General features: G+C 65.1%; 21 protein-coding genes. 11 read left to right on the top strand and 10 right to left on the bottom strand.

What is annotated here, in order from left to right; all coding sequences use genetic code 11:
- Nucleotides 1-510 precede the first annotated feature (510 nt).
- Nucleotides 511-1,781, top strand: a protein-coding gene (locus CYU59_RS07780; RefSeq protein WP_292981293.1) for an IS3 family transposase whose coding sequence is annotated in 2 segments (ribosomal slippage) — nt 511-793 and nt 793-1,781 — 1,272 coding nt in all. Because the reading frame shifts where the segments join, the coding sequence is not laid out codon by codon here.
- Between the two features lie 83 nt (nt 1,782-1,864).
- Nucleotides 1,865-2,197, top strand: coding sequence for a hypothetical protein (locus tag CYU59_RS07775; RefSeq protein WP_292981291.1), 333 nt, complete (start codon nt 1,865-1,867; stop codon nt 2,195-2,197).
- A gap of 506 nt (nt 2,198-2,703) precedes the next feature.
- Here CYU59_RS07775 and CYU59_RS07770 read toward each other — a convergent pair.
- Nucleotides 2,704-3,075, bottom strand: coding sequence for a hypothetical protein (locus CYU59_RS07770; RefSeq protein ID WP_292981288.1), 372 nt, complete (start codon nt 3,073-3,075; stop codon nt 2,704-2,706).
- A 90-nt stretch (nt 3,076-3,165) separates the two neighbouring features.
- On the opposite strand from CYU59_RS07770, the gene CYU59_RS07765 reads away from it, so the two are divergent.
- From CYU59_RS07765 to CYU59_RS07750, 4 genes are all read left to right on the top strand, one after another.
- Nucleotides 3,166-3,867, top strand: a complete 702-nt coding sequence (locus CYU59_RS07765) for a hypothetical protein (RefSeq protein WP_292981285.1) — start codon at nt 3,166-3,168, stop codon at nt 3,865-3,867.
- A gap of 71 nt (nt 3,868-3,938) precedes the next feature.
- Nucleotides 3,939-4,415, top strand: coding sequence for a type VII secretion target (locus tag CYU59_RS07760; RefSeq protein ID WP_292981282.1), 477 nt, complete (start codon nt 3,939-3,941; stop codon nt 4,413-4,415).
- Nucleotides 4,416-4,421: 6 nt separating this feature from the next.
- Nucleotides 4,422-4,808 carry a hypothetical protein gene (locus tag CYU59_RS07755; protein ID WP_292981278.1) on the top strand — a complete coding sequence of 129 codons (387 nt, stop codon included), beginning with the start codon at nt 4,422-4,424 and terminating at the stop codon, nt 4,806-4,808.
- 13 nt (nt 4,809-4,821) lie between these two features.
- Complete coding sequence (locus tag CYU59_RS07750; protein WP_292981276.1) at nt 4,822-5,208, top strand: hypothetical protein; 387 nt, start codon at nt 4,822-4,824, stop codon at nt 5,206-5,208.
- Here CYU59_RS07750 and CYU59_RS07745 read toward each other — a convergent pair.
- The 5 genes from CYU59_RS07745 to CYU59_RS07725 all read right to left on the bottom strand — a co-directional run bounded on the left by CYU59_RS07745 (nt 5,205) and on the right by CYU59_RS07725 (nt 10,885).
- A complete protein-coding gene (locus CYU59_RS07745) occupies nt 5,205-6,926 on the bottom strand; it encodes a hypothetical protein (protein WP_292981273.1) in 1,722 nt (573 codons plus the stop codon). The genes CYU59_RS07750 and CYU59_RS07745 overlap by 4 nt on opposite strands.
- A 144-nt stretch (nt 6,927-7,070) precedes the next feature.
- On the bottom strand, nt 7,071-9,563 hold the full coding sequence (locus CYU59_RS07740; RefSeq protein WP_292981269.1) for a hypothetical protein: 2,493 nt from the start codon (nt 9,561-9,563) through the stop codon (nt 7,071-7,073).
- A gap of 26 nt (nt 9,564-9,589) precedes the next feature.
- Entirely contained in the window at nt 9,590-10,078 is a 489-nt protein-coding gene (locus CYU59_RS07735) for a hypothetical protein (protein WP_292981266.1), read from the bottom strand.
- 172 nt (nt 10,079-10,250) lie between these two features.
- Nucleotides 10,251-10,619: a hypothetical protein gene (locus tag CYU59_RS07730; protein WP_292981264.1), complete on the bottom strand. Its 369-nt coding sequence runs from the start codon at nt 10,617-10,619 to the stop codon at nt 10,251-10,253.
- Nucleotides 10,616-10,885 carry a hypothetical protein gene (locus CYU59_RS07725; protein WP_292981261.1) on the bottom strand — a complete coding sequence of 90 codons (270 nt, stop codon included), beginning with the start codon at nt 10,883-10,885 and terminating at the stop codon, nt 10,616-10,618. Before CYU59_RS07725 ends, CYU59_RS07730 begins: the two co-directional genes overlap by 4 nt.
- A gap of 656 nt (nt 10,886-11,541) precedes the next feature.
- Between CYU59_RS07725 and CYU59_RS07720 the strand changes: the two genes are divergently transcribed.
- The 3 genes from CYU59_RS07720 (at nt 11,542) to CYU59_RS07710 (ending at nt 14,187) form a co-directional block, all read left to right on the top strand.
- Complete coding sequence (locus tag CYU59_RS07720; protein WP_292981259.1) at nt 11,542-11,925, top strand: hypothetical protein; 384 nt, start codon at nt 11,542-11,544, stop codon at nt 11,923-11,925.
- A gap of 468 nt (nt 11,926-12,393) precedes the next feature.
- Nucleotides 12,394-13,449, top strand: coding sequence for a hypothetical protein (locus CYU59_RS07715; protein WP_292981256.1), 1,056 nt, complete (start codon nt 12,394-12,396; stop codon nt 13,447-13,449).
- A gap of 27 nt (nt 13,450-13,476) precedes the next feature.
- Nucleotides 13,477-14,187: a hypothetical protein gene (locus CYU59_RS07710; protein ID WP_292981254.1), complete on the top strand. Its 711-nt coding sequence runs from the start codon at nt 13,477-13,479 to the stop codon at nt 14,185-14,187.
- A 31-nt stretch (nt 14,188-14,218) separates the two neighbouring features.
- Here CYU59_RS07710 and CYU59_RS07705 read toward each other — a convergent pair whose 3' ends face one another.
- Genes CYU59_RS07705 through parA form a run of 3 tightly spaced genes read right to left on the bottom strand, consistent with a single transcriptional unit; the run spans nt 14,219 to nt 15,807 of the window.
- Entirely contained in the window at nt 14,219-14,857 is a 639-nt protein-coding gene (locus CYU59_RS07705) for a hypothetical protein (protein ID WP_292981251.1), read from the bottom strand.
- Nucleotides 14,850-15,173, bottom strand: coding sequence for a hypothetical protein (locus tag CYU59_RS07700; protein ID WP_292981249.1), 324 nt, complete (start codon nt 15,171-15,173; stop codon nt 14,850-14,852). Before CYU59_RS07700 ends, CYU59_RS07705 begins: the two co-directional genes overlap by 8 nt.
- Nucleotides 15,163-15,807 carry a ParA family partition ATPase gene (gene parA / locus CYU59_RS07695; protein ID WP_292981247.1) on the bottom strand — a complete coding sequence of 215 codons (645 nt, stop codon included), beginning with the start codon at nt 15,805-15,807 and terminating at the stop codon, nt 15,163-15,165. The genes CYU59_RS07700 and parA overlap by 11 nt, the downstream gene beginning before the upstream one ends.
- 262 nt (nt 15,808-16,069) lie before the next feature.
- On the opposite strand from parA, the gene CYU59_RS07690 reads away from it, so the two are divergent.
- A complete protein-coding gene (locus CYU59_RS07690) occupies nt 16,070-17,074 on the top strand; it encodes a DUF4192 domain-containing protein (protein ID WP_292981245.1) in 1,005 nt (334 codons plus the stop codon).
- A 224-nt stretch (nt 17,075-17,298) separates the two neighbouring features.
- Nucleotides 17,299-18,348 carry a hypothetical protein gene (locus CYU59_RS07685; RefSeq protein WP_292981243.1) on the top strand — a complete coding sequence of 350 codons (1,050 nt, stop codon included), beginning with the start codon at nt 17,299-17,301 and terminating at the stop codon, nt 18,346-18,348.
- A gap of 7 nt (nt 18,349-18,355) precedes the next feature.
- Here the strand turns inward: CYU59_RS07685 and CYU59_RS07680 are convergent, their stop codons facing one another.
- Nucleotides 18,356-18,607, bottom strand: coding sequence for a hypothetical protein (locus tag CYU59_RS07680; RefSeq protein ID WP_292981240.1), 252 nt, complete (start codon nt 18,605-18,607; stop codon nt 18,356-18,358).
- Nucleotides 18,608-19,109: the final 502 nt, after the last annotated feature.

The raw sequence follows: 19,109 nt of genomic DNA, 5'->3' as shown, positions 1-19,109 counted from the left end.
CCGTCTGTCTTCGTGAGCCGGCTGCGCCGGCTCCCACCGGCGAGCGGGCAAGCCCGCTCGAAATCGAATCATCAAGTGTGACAATCGCTTACGCGATTGAATCGAATCATCAGCAAACATCGGCGCCGCTGACGCGGCTCCCCTGACGGTGCAGGCCGGGCCGCTGACGCGACCCGATTTCACAACCTCCACTTGTGCTGCTCCACAAGCAAAAGTTGTAATACGGGTCGCTGTCATAGCCTCCATTCTAGCGTTTTTTCTGTTGTCTCACAACATTTTTCAGGTTTAAGCGGACCCCCCTTGCGGGGGGTCCGGGGCCTGCCCCTCCGGCTTGCCCTACCCCCTCATTCTAACGATGACCACCGACAACTTTTCACCACAAAACCCCCACTGCGCCAACACAATCCGACCCAAAACCACCCCTCACCCCAACCCCGTGCCGGGCGGGGTGAGGGGTGAATCACCCCGTGTTTGATGCACACCTTCTTTCGAGGGAAGGTAAGGCGCATCATGCCGAAGAAGTACGACGAAGCAACGAAGAGCAAGGCTGTCCGTCTGGTCGTGGACCATTGCGAGGAGTACGACAGCGAGTACGGCTGCATCCGGGCAGTCGCCACTCGGATCGGTGTTGGCCCGGAGACGCTGCGCAAGTGGGTCCGTCAAGCCGAGATCGATGGCGGTGAACGTGACGGGGTGACTACGGCCACCACCCGGGAGAACCGGGAGCTCAAGCGTAAAGTCGCCGAGCTGGAGCAGACCGTCGAGATCTTAAGGGCGGCAACAACTTTCTTTGTGCGGGAGAGCGACCCGCGACACCGCTGATCTGTGCGTTCATCGCCGAGCATCGTGCTCGGTTCGGGGTCGCTCCGATCTGCCGCGTGCTCACCGAGCATGGCTGCAAGATCGCCCCGAGAACGTTCTACGCCTGGCTGGCCCGACCCCTGTCCGCCCGGGCCTTGTGGGACACGGTCATCACCGAAGTGCTGGCCGGCTACTACGAGCCCGACGAGCACGGTCGACGCAAGCCGGAGTCGTTGTACGGAGCCACGAAGATGTGGGCTCACCTGCAACGCCAGGGCATCGGCGTGGCCCGCTGCACCGTGGAGCGCCTGATGCGGGCCAACGGGTGGCGTGGGGTCACCCGCCACAAGAAGGTCCGCACCACGATCGCTGATCCAGCCGCGGCACGTGCTGCGGATCTGGTGAAACGCAAGTTCCGGGTGCCCGCTCCCAACATGTTGCTCGTGGCCGATTTCACCTACGTCCGACTGGCTTTCGGGGCGTTCGTCTACACCGCGTTCGCCATCGATGCCTACGCGGGACGGATCGTGGGCTGGACCTGCTCGGCCAGCAAGGAGGACCGGTTCGTACGCCAGGCCATCCGGCACGCCGCGCAACTCCGATCCAATGAAGGTAATCCATTGTTGGGCAACACCATTCACCATTCAGACGCGGGCTCGCAATATACGTCGGTGCGGTTCGGGGAAACCCTATCGCTGTCGGGGCTGGTCCCGTCCATCGGCACGGTCGGCGACGCCTTCGATAACGCCTTGGCGGAGACGACCATAGGGCTGTACAAGACCGAAGCGGTGCGGGCGGATTCACCGTTCCGGCGCGGCCCGCTGGACCGGTTGGCCGACGTCGAAATGCTCACCGCCGACTGGGTGCACTGGTACAACACCGACCGGCTCATGCACCGCCTGGGCCGCATCCCACCGGTCGAATACGAGGCCATCTACTACGCTACAAACACAGCCCAATCCGCGGCTGCACACCAGTAAACAGGTGTGCATCAAACCCGGGGCGATTCAGGGTGGCCAGCCAAGACTGCTGTGCCCTGCCACCGTCCCGGTAAACTCAGCCCATGCCCGACAGCCTCGAAGACCGTGTGAGCGCACTGGAAACCCAGGTAGGCCAGCTCACCGAGCGGGTGCGCGCCAGCGAGCAGGACGCTGCTGCGGCCCGCGTCCTGGCCGGCGCGGCCGACCGCGACGTCACCGAGTTCCGCGGCGAGCTACGCGACTTCCGCCGAGCCACCACCGCCAGCTTCAACGCGCTGCGCGAAGACCTCACCGACCTGCGCGGCCACGTCAACGACGGATTCATCGAAATGCGCGGCAAGCTCGACGCCGCAGCAGCCGGCCAACAGCACATCGTCGAACTGCTCGAAAGACTCACCACCGACGACGGCGGCTAGCCAACCTCAGCAGGCGTTGACGACCAGGCAGTTGTCACAGGCCGGCGGTACCGTCTCAGTCGGCATCCCGCGCGCTCACTTTCGCCCCCCCTCCGGCATCGCGCGGGGTGCCACTAACGTCTGAGCCGCGGTCTTACCCGCCGAAGCGGTTGCACGCTGACGAGGCGGTGGCTCCCAGGACTGCGCCGATCTGCTCATAGGTGCGCTAAGCAGCTCGAACCGCGGGTCATCGGTGGCGCGCAGCATCACCAAGCCGGGGTCGGCGACCACACCGCCATCCGCCGAGAAGCGCAAAAGCCGGGCGACCACGCAAAACGTGCTGGCTCCCGGCTTCACTTTCTTGGCTCTTCACCAAGACACCAGAACCCTACCCCGTTTGAGGCGACACCTCGGACAACAGTCCAAAGCAAAACGCCCCGACCCCTACGGCCGAGGCGCTTGCTGTAACAACGACCCATCCTGTGAGCACGTTTTCCACACCCGACGTTACAACACCCGCCCTCGAATCACGGCCCGAGCCGGGAACCGAACCGCTGCTGAGCGGCTTGGGCGCTGGTGCCCAGTCCGGCCGCGATACCGGCCCAGGTGACCCCACGCCGCCGCGCATCTGCGACTGCGCTGACCGGGTCCATCACCGGTGCCGCGATACGCAGCACCAACAATGACCACGCCTGCTCATAGGGCCACAACCGCTCCCAGCGCGGATCCGCCTGATCACGGGCCATCAACAACGTGACCAACGCCGCCGGCCGACCCACCCCCGAGGCCGGTCCTGCCGACAACCGCTTCGCCGCCACTAACCGGGCCGCCGCCAAACCCGCCTCCGCAGTCTGCGCCGAGGCAGCCGCCAGCTCATCCGCCGGCAGATCATCAAACACAAATTGACAGCCTACCCGCCAGTTGCGCCATCATCACATCAAGTTTATCTTTATCTATTATCAATTTTTAGTTGATAGATAGGCACTGTTATGGACGCTCTCGACGCACTTACCCTCCGTGCTTATGCCCTGATCACCAGCCCTCATCGCGCCGATGCCACCTGCGCAGTCCGGTTGGCCCGGTCCGTGCAGGCCCGTCCGCCGAGCTGCCCGGACGCGATCGACGCCCATCGCGGCGACGCCGTGCCCGCGCTGGCGCGCTACGCCCAGGCCGGTGATCCGCACGCGCTGCTCATAGCGGCCGTGCTGGTCCGCGATCAGCTGCGCAACATCGCCGGCCACCTCGGCGGGGGCGAGGACGCCGAGGCCGACACCCTGACGGCGTTTTTCACGCTTCTGCGCACCGCTGCCGAGCCAGACACCCTCACCGGCCGCTCCATAGCCGCTCATGTGCTGCGCTGCCTGCACGCCGCTGTCGGCGCCCACCAGGAGGCCGTTCCTGTCGAGCCGCACGCCCCGGTGTTCGACCACCTCGAACCCCCCGATCCCGACCCGTGCGCTCGACGAGCGGCCCAGCTCCTCAAGCACGCCTTTCACCAGGGCGTCATCACCGCCCTGGAACACCAGACCCTGACCGCGCTCTACCTGGCCGGCCCCGGCACACCCGCTGACGCCGCGCACACCTTGCACGCCACCAGCAGCGCCGTCGAGCGCCGATCCCAGCGCGCCATCCGCAAACTCGTCGACGCCTACCGACCCCAGCGATCCACCGGATTGGTTGGTGCCGCATGAAATTGCGTTGGCCACGGCTCCTCGGCAGGAGGAAAATCATCGGGAGTAACGCTCACAGAAAGGGTCCGACCGTGGCACAGCTCAACGTCAACCCTGCCGATCTGCTGCGCACCGCCCAGCGCTACACCGACCTCGCCGCCCGCACCGGCCAGCTCTCCCCCCAGGCAACCGCCGAAGTGCAGCGCGTCGCGGCCACCCACGGACCCATGGGCTACCCCACCGCCGTCGGCATCGCCGCCGCCCTATCCCACACTGAACCACCATTGACTGCGAAAACTGTTGACTTCCAATCGTATTCGCAGCGCTTCACCGAACACGCCGCCACTTACACCACCGAAGATCACGACGCCGCCCGGCGCTACCGCGGACCAGGCCCCGACATTTTTGAGGCCACCCACGCCAACTCAATTCACCTTGCCCCGGCCGGATACATCATCTGGTGCACCCCAGATACCAACTTGGGCTTCGGCTTTCAATGCGAACACCTCTACGGCAACGGGTTATACAAAACCTACTGGTCGCAGTGGGACAAAACAGGAGGATGGTGACCACCCATGGACGCTGACATCAGCACACACCTCTACACCACCGGGTCGGCGTTCGTCTTTCGCCCCGTCATCGAACAACGCGACGAGAAAACCTGGATTGCGCGCTACCCCGGCGCCGACTGGTCCGCCGCCGGCACCAGCGCAGACGACGCCCGCAACCAGCTGCACATCGCGGCCCTCGCACGCCTCGGCAACCCCGACAACAGCACGTGGCAAGACACCGCCATCCGCGAACACCTCACCCACGGACCCATCCCCGGCGTCTACGAACTCACCCGAGAACAAAACACCCGCGTCGACAACAGCCCCGACCCCGAAACAGCACTCGAACAACTCCTCAACGACATCGACGCCCAGCGACCCGACCAGCAGACCGGCGACGCAAAAATCTGACAGGAACCCCGGCATGACCATCGAAACCCAAGACGACTACGACGAGCTGCTGCGCACCACCGGCACATCGTTCGTGTTCCTGCCCCTGCTCACCCACAACCCTGACGGCACCTGGACCGCCCGCTACCCCGGCGCCGACTGGGACGTCACCGCACCCGACGAAGCCGGCGCCCGCCAACAGCTCCACGACGCCCAACGACAACGCTTGGGTGACCCCGCTAAGGGCGACTGGCAACTCAACGCCGTCCGCGAACACTTCGCCCACGGACCCATCCCCGGGGTCTACCACCTCGACGCCGAAACCGCTGCCCGCGTACACAACCCACCCAGCGAAGAAGAACTCAACAAAGCCATCGCCCACATCGACCGCCAACGCGCCCAACAACCAGAGCCGTTCTAGGCTGCCTCGTTCAGCGCGTGACGGCGATCCGCGCCGCCACCGGTTTCCCGGCCACCCCGGCGGGCGGCGCGGGCCAGCCGGATCGCCTCCGCCAACCGCTCACGGTTACGGCCCGAGGTGGACACCTCCGTGCCCGGCTCGGTGCTCGCTGTTGCCGCCGTCCCGTTCTCGCGCCCACCCGGCGCAGAACCCCCGACATACCCGCCGCTGTGGGGGCCACTGACCATCGTGACCGTCACCTGGCCAGGCACCTTCACCACCCGAGGCGAGCCGTAACCGCCTGCCCGCGAGTCGGATTCAGAGTCGATACGCGCAGGCGGGCGTGAATCGTCGGTATCGGGGTCGTCGCGGTCGTTGCCCCACCCGAATTGGCGAGCCACCGCCACCTTGGCGCGCGTCGACGCCGCATTGCGCACCCAGCCGCGGCCGGCGCCGCCCGCGGTTGTGCCCGACAGGCGGGCCGCTACCGTGTCGCGGCTGCGGTCCAGAACGCGGCGCAGCGGCGCGAAGAACGCGAACCCGAACACCAACACCAACGCCGTCAAAAAGATTGCCTTATAGGCGTTGTGCTCCTTGAACACCTCATCGAGGATCACCTTGTAGCCGCCCAAGGCGGCGGTGTAGATGACCATCGCGGTGAACGCCATCACGCAGTCCAGCAGCGTTTTCCACGCGAACGTCTGCGTCCCACCGGGGATGACACCGATCGCAAACGCCGGCGGAGCCAGCGACGCATACAACATGGCCTGCACCGCCGAGCGCACCACATGCCACACGAAATAGCCGGCGAACCCGACCAAGATCACCGACAACACCGTGCACATCCAGACCGGGACAAACGCCGCAGCCGGATTGCCCATCGACTTCTGGTGCATCGCCGGTCCTTTCACCTTGTCGCATCCGGCGATGTCGTCTTTGAGCTTGTCATCGTGGCCCGCCGTGACACCCTTGGTCCAGGCGTCGCGGCAGGTACGCGACACCGAATCACTGACCTCCCCGAAATTGATCATCTGCGTTGGTTGACGCAGGAACCGGTCCGCCAGCTGCGACACCATGTCATCGACGTTGATCTTGTGGCCGCCCTCCAACAGCGCACCGATCTGCAAACCGGTATCGCGGCCCTTGGCCAGCACGCCGTCCTGGCCGACCAGCTCGGCCAGCGGATGCGCGAAAATCGTGCCCGCGATGCCGACCATCAGCAGACCCATCGCCAGATTCGACACCGCCTTGGCGATGCGCCCAGCCAGCACCGTGGCGACCGCGACGATCGCCAACACCGCCAACGTCATCGGCGCAAGACCGAACTCGTTCATCGCGTCATCAACACCGCGGCCGATCGCCGCAAACGGCCCCGTGAACAAGTTGAGCCACTCGAAACCCAGAACGAACTTGATCAGCCACAGGCCGAAAGTCGTGACACACAAATAGATTTCGTACGCCAGGGATACCAGCGTCGCCCACGCCGTGTGGATCGGATCGTCCCAGCCGCCCTGGTTGAGGGTCAGGGTGTACTTGGCGACCGGCACCCCCGCCGAATCCTTGATCCCCATCCACGAAATCACGACATCGCCACCACCGGTGCTCGATCCGGTCCCGTCATCAGCACCCGCCACCGCCGCGCCGCACACCACCAGGCCGAACCCCGCCACCAGCAGCACCATCACGACCGGGTGGCGTCGACACCACCGCAGCAGCACAGCCGGCGACCACGCCAGCACCCATCGCGCCCACCTGTTCAGGTGCGCGTCAACACAGAGGCCCGTTGCGTGATGGTCGGCCACGTCCTCTTATGCGTGCCGGACCCCCGATTTCCCGACACCGCACCCGGTAACGAATTTCTAAGAACTGCGCCAGGCGCGCGTTTAGGCCGCTACAGCGGCGTCGGCGGGGCTCAGCGGTGCACCAGCCAGCCGCGTCGCGTACAACAGGTCCGCGAAGCCCTCGGCGGTGTCGTAGTGCCGAAGGCTTTCCATCACCTCGGCGGCGCGGGCCTTGGCCAGCAGGCGCGCCAACCCTGGAGCGCCGTAGCTGATCCGGCTTTTCGCGGTGTCGTACTCGACGAGCGCCATCAGACGCTCCTGCTGAACCTTGCCCCACAACTCGTCGCTGATCGGCGCACGCATCTCAAACAGGCGCAGCACCTCCTCACTAGCCGCGCCGTTGAGACCTCCCGCACTCATCGCCAGGTGCATGTATTTCGCGGCGATCCGCAACCGGCCCTGATTATCAAAACTGTTGGCCTGCTGCCACTCCCACGGCATAGAGATTTCGCACCGATGATGGGTGTGACCGATGTTGGCCGCCGCCGCCGACGCCCCTTCGAACGTGGCGAACTTCGCGGCCAGGACTTCTACCGGCTGAGCCGACACCTCGTGGGCCCACTCCATCTGGTTGGCCATTTTGATCGACGACGCGATCGCCAACACATGAGTGCCGACACCGGCCATTTCGCGGGCCTTGGCGTGCTCAACAATCACCTGCAGCGGGTTCGCGCCACCGGCTTCCGCCGTAGCCGCCCGCAACTGCGTCCCCAGGATCCGATCGTTGATCGCCAGCTTCACGTCTTGCGGAATCCGCACCCCCATCGGGACGTAAGACGCGCCTTCACTGGTCGCCAGCCACGCCGTCACCCCGCCGGTGCGCTCATAGATCAGCGACACCGCGTAGTCGATCCCGATATGACCGGCCAACGTGGTCTGCGCCAACAGCGCCGTGATCACATCAGCGCCGGCCGCCATTGCGCGATCTATCAGCACCGCCCCCGACGCGCCGCCGGCGTCGACCCCGCGGATGCCCGGATGGTGCTGCTGCGGCAGGCCCACCGGCGCGAACTGCGCCCCCGGCGACCCACCCTGGATCGACGGCGTTGACGGCCCGCCACCGCCAGCCGGTGGCGCGGCCGGCGCCGGGGGCGGCGTCAGACCCGAACCCCCACCGCTGACCGGCGAGACAGGTGGGGCACCGCCCATCGAACCACCCGGCGGCATCATCCCCATCGGCGGCGCACCACCCATACCGCCCATCGACGCCGGCGACGTGGCCGCAGCCGGATTCACCGGCGCGGTCTGCGCCGCCAACTGTGCCGCGACCGGCGCAACATTCTGCGCAACCTGACTGCCCGCATTCGCCACCGCGCCAAGACCATTGGACACACTGTTCACTGCGCCCGCCGCCAACTTCGCCGACGTCTCCGCCGCACCCGCACCCAGACCCGCCAAACCAGATCCCCCGCCGGCACCGGCACCCGCACCAGTACCGGCACCGGTGCCAAGACCCGCGCCAGGCATAGCGGCAGCACCCGGATTCAGCATCGACGCCGGCTGTGCCCCCGCAGGACTCGCACCACCCGCGTTACCAAAGTTCCCAAGTCCGCTACCCATCGACGACATCGACGACAACGGAGAGCCACCACCCGCCGCCGACCCACCACTACCCAGCGACGACAACGGCGACATCATCTTCCCCAACACCGAACCACCACTCGCACCCTGCGACGCACCCGAAGCAGGCGTCCCCGCGTCGTTCGTCACCGCCGACGCCGGCTCAATGTGCGGTGTGTTCCGGGTTCCGCTGCCTGCGTTTACTCCGTTTTGGCTGTTATTCGCCGCTAACTCAGTCGTATTTGTTTCGCCACTGTCTCCGACGTCGTATCCAACGCTCTGAACGCCGCCCTCGCCGCCAGAAACCGGCACGGCAGGAGCCGGTGCTGCGGGAGCGGGCGCGCTGCCCAGGCCGCCGGCCGACATCGGGGTCGCTGCTGATGAGGATGATCCGGTACCGGTGCTGGCGGGGTAGGTCAGTGTGAGGTCTGTGACTCGCGACCCGTATCCGGCAACTTCGGCGGCCGACGTGGTGTTGACGGCCTTCGCGCTGAGGTTAGCTACGACCTCGATGGTGTGTTCGTCGACCTCGAGCTGGGCGTCGATGGCCTGACACTTTGCTTCGACTGCCGCCGCCGTCAACGGTGTGGCCATCGCCCGGAGCTCCGCCTTCGCGGTCGCAGCCTTTTGACGCTTGGCCGTGATGTCTTTTTCGGCCTGCTGCACGATGTCGACCATGTCGTTTTTGGCTTGCGTGAGTGCGAGTCGGGCACTTTCGGCCACACTCGAACACGTGTGATCCGTTTTTGCGGATTCCTGCAACGTGGTTTCGCGCTTGCTGGCAAGCGGAATCCCGGCGCCGTCGATGAAGGGGCCGGACATGTGTTGGACGCCCTGCCGGATCTCTAATTGCGTGTCGTACTGGCCGGCGATCGCCCGCCCCCGCGACTTCAACTCCATCTCCAAACCGCCCCAGGCCATCTCACTCGATCCCGGCCACGCACCCGCCAAAATGAAACCGGAATGCTCAGTCATGGGCATCGGAACATCGGCACCGAAACTCATCGCGGCGCCAACCGCTCACACAACACATTCACGGTCCCAGCCGCTTCTTTCCACGTTTGGAATGTATTTCCGTTAGCAACGTCGTACGTCGCGTCACCCGTAGATACGGCATGGAGCGCGGCCACCGCTGTAGTGGCCGCCTGGCTGAGGATGGCAGTGGTTCCCGGCGTAATACCACCGGCCAGAGTGTCTCCAGCCTGGTTGTACTCGCTGGCTGCTTTCCGAACTAGCGCTGAAAACTCTGCGGTGCCACGGACTTGCGGGTCCATGATTTTCATCCCCTTCGGCAAGGTTTCCAAAGCGGTGGACGCAGCGTCGACGTGCTTGCCGGCGGCCAGCCAGGCGTTGCAGGTTTGGCGGTCTGCTTGGGCGGTCGGCAGCGGCGCCGGTGAGGGCGGTGGTGTCGGGGTGGCCGTCATTGTGACGGTGGTTGGCGCACTCCTCGACGATTCGGCGCGCTCGGTGGCGAGCTGTGTGGCGATCACCGATGCGAGCGTGGCGGCGACAACCGCACCGACTGCTGCGGCGGCTGCGAGGGACGGCCATCGCCGGCGGGGTGGGCCGGGCGGTGGATACGCCCCCGGAGGGAATGCTGGATAGACCGGCCGCATGCCTGGCGGAGCAGCAACCTGTGTTGGTCGATCGGGCGGCGCGAGGTCAGACACTGCGCACCCCTGGCGCAGGTGGCGCAGCGTGCAACGTCGGATACTTCATTGCCTTCAGTGGGGCGCCAGCGACGATCGTGTCGTTAGCGTTTTGCTGGTCCTGCTGCACGAATACCGGGGTCGCCTCACTCAGCGCCGCGGCCTGCTTGGTCACCGCTGCGTTGTCGGCGGTTTCAGCGGCGCTCACCGCTCCGCGAATCTCTTCGGCCAACGCCCCCAACGCCGCATCCAACGGTGACATCGCCGCGGCGGGTGGTGTTACCAGCGGCGGAATTGCAGCGCGCTGCGCCGCCATATTGGTGGATTGAGTCGCGTACTTCGTCAGCTGTTCGGTGCTGACATCGAGCTTGTCGGTGCTCACAAGTGGTCCTCCTGTTCGCGGCGCGCCAGATCGGCTAGCACCGCCTGCTGCTGATCAGCGGCGGCAATATCGGCAGCTTCGGCGCTCGTCACTGTGTTGTTGATCGCCGCGAGTGCGCCGCCGAGTGCCGCGTCCAGCGGCGACCTGCCGTTGGGCACCGTGGGCGGTTGAATCCTGGCGGGAGCCGCCCGGCGGGCCGCGTGCGCCGCCAGGGCGGCTGCCCGCTGTAACGGTGTGTCACTACTGCCGGTCGGTGTGGCGTCCATGGCGTCGATTCTCCCAGGTCACGCGGACACGCGAAAGGCCTGGCGCTCGCTGAGATTCAGGGGCCGGATCACCGCATCTGGCGCTACCAGCGGCGACAACAGTCCTGACAACGTTGACGGCGAACGGCGGGTAGGTCCGTTCCTGTTGTGTTGACAGTTCGGGCCTTATCGCCGCAGCTCAAGTCCTCTTTTTGCGGCTCGGCCATCCGGGGAGAGATGTTGACGGGCAAACTCTTTCACTAACGCAAAGGGGGTCCGCGATCGGATTCATTCTCGTCAGAGGGCTCGTCGATCCGATCGTATCCCCCTGGTCAAGCGTTGACACGCAAACATGCGCACGAAACTGCGCACCACCGCATTTACGCACGTCCTTTTGCACCTTCAAATCTGGGCATCTGTGTATGTACACGTGTGAGCATGTGAGTACGCGAGCACATACATCCAGCTCAGAGTCGGCTCACCTCAATTTGCGGCGAAGATTAGTTATCAAATCGTTATCGGTTACTTGTCGTCCCGCAGGTCGCAAAATTCGGAAAAAATTGCCTCTGCTTTTGACGGCGTGTCGGGCAATTTTTTCTGCCACCGCCACAATCATGGCCCCTATGACGCCGCACGTACGCCCCCGAGGGCGCCCGCCGAAAGGTGATCGCGTCCGGGTGATTCTTCGCCGGTTACCGCGGCCGGTTCAGGAATGGACGCAAAAGGTCGCCGCTGACAACAACAGCACCGTCTCCCAGGTTGTCGCCGACGTCATGGCAGAGGCCGCCGGATACCCCGAGCTGGTCCTCGAAATCAGGCTGAAAGCGCTTCCTGCTACGTCGTCGCTGCCAGCTCGCCCAACTGATGCGCCACCACCGCTAAGCGCCCGCTCTGGGTTGTACACCCGGTTACCGCGGCCGGTTCAGGAGTGGACGCAAAAGGTCGCCGCTGACAACAACAGCACTGTCTCGCAGGTTGTCGCCGACATCATGGCCATCGCCGCCGGATACCCCGAGCTGGTCCTCGAACTCGGCCAGGAGGTGACCCCCCAGAGCGCCTGAGACGCGCCCGCGTGACGGGCAAGACATGACATCTGAATAGCGCGGAAGCACCCCTAGAACGACAAAGGCCCCCGGCGGCTACCGAGGGCTTGTCTAGGTGCTTTCGCACCACCGAAAGGGATCTGCTTGCTAGGCAGTTCTCACGGTAGCGCATTGCTGTTTCAGAAACCACGCAACGCGCAAAACCGTGACCACACGTTTATTTCTGGGGTACCACCGCGCCCCGCGGCTCCCCCTGTCCACCGGTGCGCCAAGACTGCGCCAACATCCGCCACGGCAGCGGAACGGCGCGGCGATCGAGCGTTTCGCGGGCCGGTGCTGCGCCAGCCCGCGCCATCTCCCGAGCGGTCGCCGCAGCCTCAGGCTTGCGGCGCGCCGGCGCTGCGCCCGAGGGTGAGTCATGCCGACGCCGCACTAGTGTCGCGCCGGCTGCACTCCGCCGGCGCGACCGCAGGAGTGTCAGGGGCGGTGCGCGAAACACTCGGCGCTGTGATCGCCTTGCTGCCCGGCTGGAAACGAATCTGCGACGACCAAGTGCGCCTAGCTCACCTAGTCGCCCTGTGCCCCTCACAGCACCACAAGCGCACCATCGGCCGCGCACTGGCCGCGCTCGACCGAGTGGAAATCATCCGCTACACACCGGCCCAGGGCCGTGCTACCAACGCCACAATCACCGTGCATCCCCGGCTGCTTGACGGGGTCACCGAACTCGCTCGCGACGGCGCTGGCCGCGTCGTCGTCCCCTTTTCTGGCCCGCGTCCTTATATAAACCAAAATCTTTACCCCCCTACCCCCCAGACGCAGACCCGGAAACTGGCCCCGACTCGACCGATCGGGGTCAAGGTCGATTCCCAGGAACTGCGGGCGGTGCTGGCGAACATGGCCGAACCCTTCCAAACGCTGCCCAGGCCGCTCCGTTGGCAGCTTGGCCGAGCGATCCGCGACAAATTGGCTCGTGGCTGGCGAGCAAGCGATCTGCTCACGGTGCTCAACGCGCCGACACCGCCGGTCGTGCAACGGCCGCTGCGGCTGGCGCGGTGGCGGCTGACCCAAAATCTGGTCGGTGCCGGCCCTCGGCTGGTCCCGCTGCAACGAGCCTGGGACCAGGCCGCCAGCGCCGACCAACAACGGCAGCAGACCGCCGAGCACCAGCGGTCCTACCAACGTATCGCGGCGATCACCAGCGCCGCCGACCGCAGCGCAATGGTCGACGCGATCACGCGCATGTTCGGAGGCAGCCCAGATCCTCAACGCGCAGTCATCACCGCAGCCAGGCGAGCCCAACGCGAGCACCCCACTGCCTCGCTGAAAGCCGCAATCGCTGCATGGCTGCACGCACGTCCCGATGGGCCGCAGCAGCGCGCCACGGACACGCCAGAGGCCCGTAGGCGGCCCGCTGAGCCGAGTTGGTTGGCCACCTCCGGTGAGTGCGTGATGTGCGGACAACCTGGGTTTGAACGCCGCGAATTACCGCTGCAATCGGTGGTGTGCGACTCGTGTTGGACCGTCGAGATGGTGTCGTGATCCGAGGAAGATTGAAAGGGAAAACCGATGAGCAGTAAGCGAGGACAGGCCCAGCGCCGGGCCGCCAAAACCGCACGGCGCAAGGCCCGCATTACACGCCGGGATCGGCAAATTAACGACACGGGTCAGTGGTTGCCCGCCATCCCCGTCTGGGACTACCGCAACGCCGCCACCAACTACGCTGCCGAAAACCCCGGCGAAGACAGCCAAGAAATCCTCACCGAATTGGTCTGTTCTCCGATACGGCTAGGTCACCCAGACGGCACCATCGAAATCGTTCACCTCGACGACGGGCCGGAGCTTGTACATCCCGCCGACATCTTGGACCACTGGGAAACGCAGCACAAGGTCGGCAACCTCAGCTACGAAAACGAAACCCGAACGCACTGGATCATCGACCCAATGGACCCCGAACTCGAGCAGATCCTCACCGAGCGCGGCTGGAACCTACACTTCCGCGCTTACCGAGGAACCGTCGACAGCACCGACGAATACGGTTGGCAACCCTCGCTTTACAAGCCGCCCAGGTTCGACATGGACTGGTTTGATCGCACCGTGATCGAGGTCGGGATCAACTACACCGACACAGGCGCCGGCGATCTGGAAGTCCACGATGGCCTGATCTACAAGGTCGATTACGTGGGGGTTCCAGGCCTGCACAGCGACCACCGATATCTCAGCCGAGCTGACCTACTAGCCAACATCGACGATATCGAGGCGTACCGCCACCAACCATGAAACATCAAGTGGAGCAGGGAAACTCGTTGAGCTAGGGACTGGCATGAAGCCAGTAGGGCGGAAGATGCTCTACACATAGAAGGCGGTTGCGCCGGGAGTCGACCCGGAGCCCTTCGTCGCCGAGGTCGTCCCAGAGCTTGACGCGCTGCCAGTACCAGCCTTCCCAATCGACGTCTACGCCACCGGCGGCCAGGCCGGCCCGGTATGACGCACCGAAGCCGTCCCGATTGCGTAGCAGGTTCTGTCGGGTGCGGCTGTCGTCGGCGGCCTGCTTTGGCTGGCCAGCGGCGTAGGAGGCTAACCAGTCGTGCCCTGACTCAGGCTCAGCAGGTGGGCGCGGGCGTCCTGCCAGGATCGCATGTTCGTAAGACGTCTCCAACGCCAAAGTATCGCTGTACCAGGCATCTAGCGCCTCACGCCAATCCCCGGCCGCAGCGTAAGGTTCCCACGGCTGCTCAGGCAGTTCCGCCATCTCATGGTGAATTAGGGCGACTGTGTCAGCGTTGGCTTTAAGCAGCACCGGGTGATAAGTCGTAAACCGTTCACGCCAATCACGGTCGAGAGCGCCATCTCGTGCGCGACGCAAAATATCGCCGACCAGTGAGTGCCTGAAACTGGCATAGATCAAACGTCCTGGTTCCTCGTGCAACCTCGCGAGGAAGCTAGTCACGGCGGTAACGCTCCATGTCGGCAGCGTAGTGGGCGTGCAGGAGTGGGGTGATTTCGTCGACCATGGCGACGCCGGTGGCGGTGGCTCGCATTTTCATGGCGAAGTGCAGGCTTGCGGGGACGTCGAGGGTGAGTCGGCGGGTGGCCTCGCGTTGGGGTGCGGTGACAGCCGGAGCCGGTGGCGCCGGGGCCGGCGCCACCGGCCCGGCGGCGGCGGGGGTGGTGTCGTTGCCGCTGTGTACCCACTGGTCGGCTTCGCCGGGCAGCTCAGCGCTGCTGGGCCGGCGTGGGGCCATACCGGGTCGTTTATCGGCCATTGACGAGTTCCTCCAGTTCGGTGCTGACTTCGCGGATTTCGGTGTCGGCGACGCCGCCGGGGTCGGCCTCATGGACGGCGAGGCCTCGGCTGGCGGCCTCGGAGAAGATGACCCGCTGCGCGACGGTGGCGTCTAGGAGTGTGGGGCTGTAGTCGGTGAGTTGGGTCTTGATGTCGCGGCCGATTCCGGTGTTGACGATGCGGCGGTTGATCACCCATGCCGCGATCAGGTCAGGTTTGTAGACCTGCGATTGTTCGAGCAGGGCGAGCACATCAGCGCTGGCCCACACGTCATAGGGGCTGGGTTGCACCGGGATGACCACGACGTCGGAGGCCATGATGACCGCACGGGCGACGGACTCGATGCGCCCCGGCGCGTCGATCACGATGTCGTCGTAGCCGTCGCCGAGCTGGTCGATCTCGCGGTGGATGGTGTCACGCGGGAACCCGACCACCACCACCAGCGGCGGGTGCCCGATATGCCCTCGTTGCGCTTGCCAGTCCAGCGCAGAGCCCTGCGGGTCGGCATCGACCAGTAACACTTTCCGGCCGCGCCGTGCGCGTTCGGCGGCGACGTTGACCGCCAGGGTCGTCTTTCCGACGCCGCCCTTCTGGTTCACAAAGCTGTAAATCATTGTGTGAGTGTAACTCCACAGACGGACACACAGACGTACTTACATACAAGTGCGTTTGTGCAAAGCCGTAATTACGGCAATCTGTGTGTGTAAGTGCACGACGTTCTGTATATACAGATATACAGAAAGCACTGATGGGGAGTGGTTTTGGCTGCGCGGGAACCGTAGGCTTGCCGTGTCAGGGGCGTTACGATGGCACCTGATTATGTGGGCAGGCCGGTTGGGGCCGGCCTTGAATCCCTGATCGAGAGGGTCGCGCTGGGTGTCGGTGTCTGAGTTGATCGAGAGTTTCGTTCCGGTGCTGGGCTTTCCGCCCGAGGACGGTTCGCTGTTCTTGGCGATCATGCGGCGCGGCGTGTTGTCGGAGTTGCTGCGCATCGACCTGGAGGGCAAACAGCCAGCGGTCGCGCATCTGGCAGCGATGGCGACGCGTAGTGGCGGTGATGGTGTCGTTGCGGTAGTGCTTTCGGCTGAGCCGCGTTCGTTCGACGTGGGCCAGATCGTCGAGGCGGTGTCAGGAGAGTTATTCCGCGCTGGACTGCCGCTGGCGGGTGCGTATGTCGTTGATCGGCTCGCGGCCGGCGGTCGCTGGCGCAGCGTCGGACGCCGTGAAGAGACCGGCGTCCTGGGAGATCCGGCGCAGTGTGCAATGGCCCCCGACGCGGTGAGTTTTGGCCGCCGGCAGTACCGCAGCCGCCAAGAACTGGCCGCTGTCGTCGAGTCCCACCCCAACCGTGTCGCCAAGCTGCGCCCCCTGCTCACCCAAGCCGCTGCTGCCCGTGGGTGGCGGCGCGCTGTTCGCGCTTCCCGCCGCGCGGCACATCGCCTCGCCGCGGGAGAGACGCTCCACGATGCCGAGTTGGCCGCTATCGGGGCGAGCCTGCTCAAGCCGAAAGTCCGGGACGCTCTGATCGCGGCAACGGTGTCGGATGCGGAGCGCGCCGGCCCGGCTGAGGAATTGTGGACGCTGCTGACGCGGGTGCTTCCTGCGCCCTGGCGGGCCGAGGCGCTGGTGTTGGTCGCTATCGCGGCCTATGTGCGCGGCGACGGCCCATTGGCGAGCGCAGCGACGCTGGCGGCCCTAGCGGTCGACGTCGACCACCAGGGCGCCCGCCAGCTCGATATCGCCTTGCACTTCATCGGGTTACACCCCGAGGAGGTGCGTCGCTTGCTGTCGCCGAGCTGGCGCCACCGCCGGCCAGGATTCTCCCGGCTACCAGCCGAAGTTCCTGCTCACGTGCGCGCCGCGGCCAGCAGACAGCTGTGACGCAACAACCCGATTTGTGTACACACTGTGTACACAAATTATGAACCCGTGGACGGGGCCCCCCTTAACTTCTATATAGGGCTACTGGGATGCGGTGAAACGGAACGGCGCGCCGTCCGCGGCGGGTGTCCTGTAGAACCGCCCGCGACTTCACCTGAAGGTGTATGGATACCTTCAGATTTTCGACCAGTTCGACGCGGTCGACCCGCAGGGATAATTCTGGGGTGGCGACCCCGGCGCAGTATGAGGCCCGCGCGGTTGACCGCATCCGCGAGATCCTCGCTGTGGAGCACGCGGTGGTGCGCCGTGAGGTCGAAAGCCGCATCACCGAGGGTTTTTGGCAGGGCTCGGGGGACAATATCGACGCTCACCATGTCACCAACGCGATCCGCTTCCTGGTCGACGAGCGCGGCGAGCTGGAATGGGTCTATCGCACCACCCGCGGCAAACACACGGTCGCCACGCTGGAGCCGGTCGACCGCACAGGCCGCTCTGATCGCATCGACCGCGCCGCCGGGCGCAAGCGGCTGCTGTGGGGCCGATACCTGGGGTGGGCTACCGGTACTGAGCGTTACCCGCACGGGCTGATCGGCCCGGCAGGAGAAGCCGCGACCCGCGGCGGCATCCTTGCCTCAGGGGCGCTCATTCCGGCCGCCCAGGGCGCCGCTGGGGTGGCCAGTGTGCTCGGGGTGGACCTGCCTGGCCCCCTCGACAGCGCGGGCTACCTCGTGCCCCTCAACGCACGCGGCATCCCAGGGCCGGCGGTGACGCTGCTGTTCGAGGTCAAAAACGTGCGCCAGTGGCTCTATCCGACCGCGCACGAACCGTTCCAGCTGCTCGGCAAGGGTGTGATGGTCCAGCAGGCCAATCCCGACGTGCCGGTGCTGCCGGTGTTGGTCTGCCGGCGCGCCCACCCCTCATTGTTCTGGATGGCCAAACAGCTCGGCTTCGTCATCATCAATATGGACGTGCAGTTCATCGGCTCCCGCATCGACGAGGCCGCCTACCTGGAGGTCCGCAACGAGTTGCACTTCCACGACCTCAAGCTCGGCGACGGCCCCAGCCTGCGCGTCCGTGACCGCCTGGCCGGCACCATCCGCACGCACTGCACCGAGTTCGCCACCCGCTGGCAGGCCACCGCCCACGACCCGCAAATCAGCGCCGCCCTGACCGCCCTCGCCAAGACCAAAAGCAGCGACCAGACCACCCGCAAGCGCCTGGTCGACAGCATCGAACGCATCGTCGTCGCCAACGGTTGGGGGGACGGCTGGTGACCCCGGCCTATGGTTGGAGCTGCTTGACGGCTTTCACGAGATTTTCGGTCTCGTTGGCCAGGCTCACGGCCGTGTTGTAGTTGCCGCCGGCGTATTCGGCGATGTCGCAAATGGCTTGAGCGGCGACCGCTATGGCGTCTGCTGTGGCGATCTGCGCGGCGGCCGCCGCAAGCGCGATTCGGGCGGTGTTGTCCAGGTCAGCGGGATCAATACCGGAGAGAGCCTGGTGAGCTGTGTGAAGTATCGGTGTCGTGTTCATGGGTGATGACGTTACGAGTTTCGACCGACAGATGTATTCATCCTCTCAACCCCAACCCCATCCGGCACGGGGTTGGGGTGAGGGGTGGTTGTGGTCGGATTGTGTTGGCGCAGTGGGGGTTTGTGGTGGAAAAGTTGTCGGTGGTCACCGTTAGAATGAGGGGGTAAGGGCAAGCCGGAGGGGCAGGCCCCGGACCCCCGTAAGGGGGTCCGCCTAAAATTGAAAAGTGTTGTAGGACAACAGGAAACATGATAGAGTGGTGGGTATGATAGCGATCTTGACCACAACCTTTACTTGTGGAGCGGCACAAGCGGAGATTGTGAAATCGGGTCGCGTCAGCGGCCCGGCCGCAACCAGTAGGGGAGCCGCGTCAGCGGCGCCGATGTTTGCTGAGGATACGAGTCAATCGCGTAAGCGATTGGAAAACTTCATGATTCGCTTTCGAGCGGGCTTGCCCGCTCGCCGGTGGGAGCCGGCGCAGCCGGCTCACGAAGACAGACGG

It is taken from the genome of Mycobacterium sp. (assembly GCF_002863225.1).
In the GTDB taxonomy this organism is placed as follows: Bacteria; Actinomycetota; Actinomycetes; order Mycobacteriales; family Mycobacteriaceae; genus Mycobacterium.
This window is presented reverse-complemented; position numbering and strand designations above follow the sequence as displayed.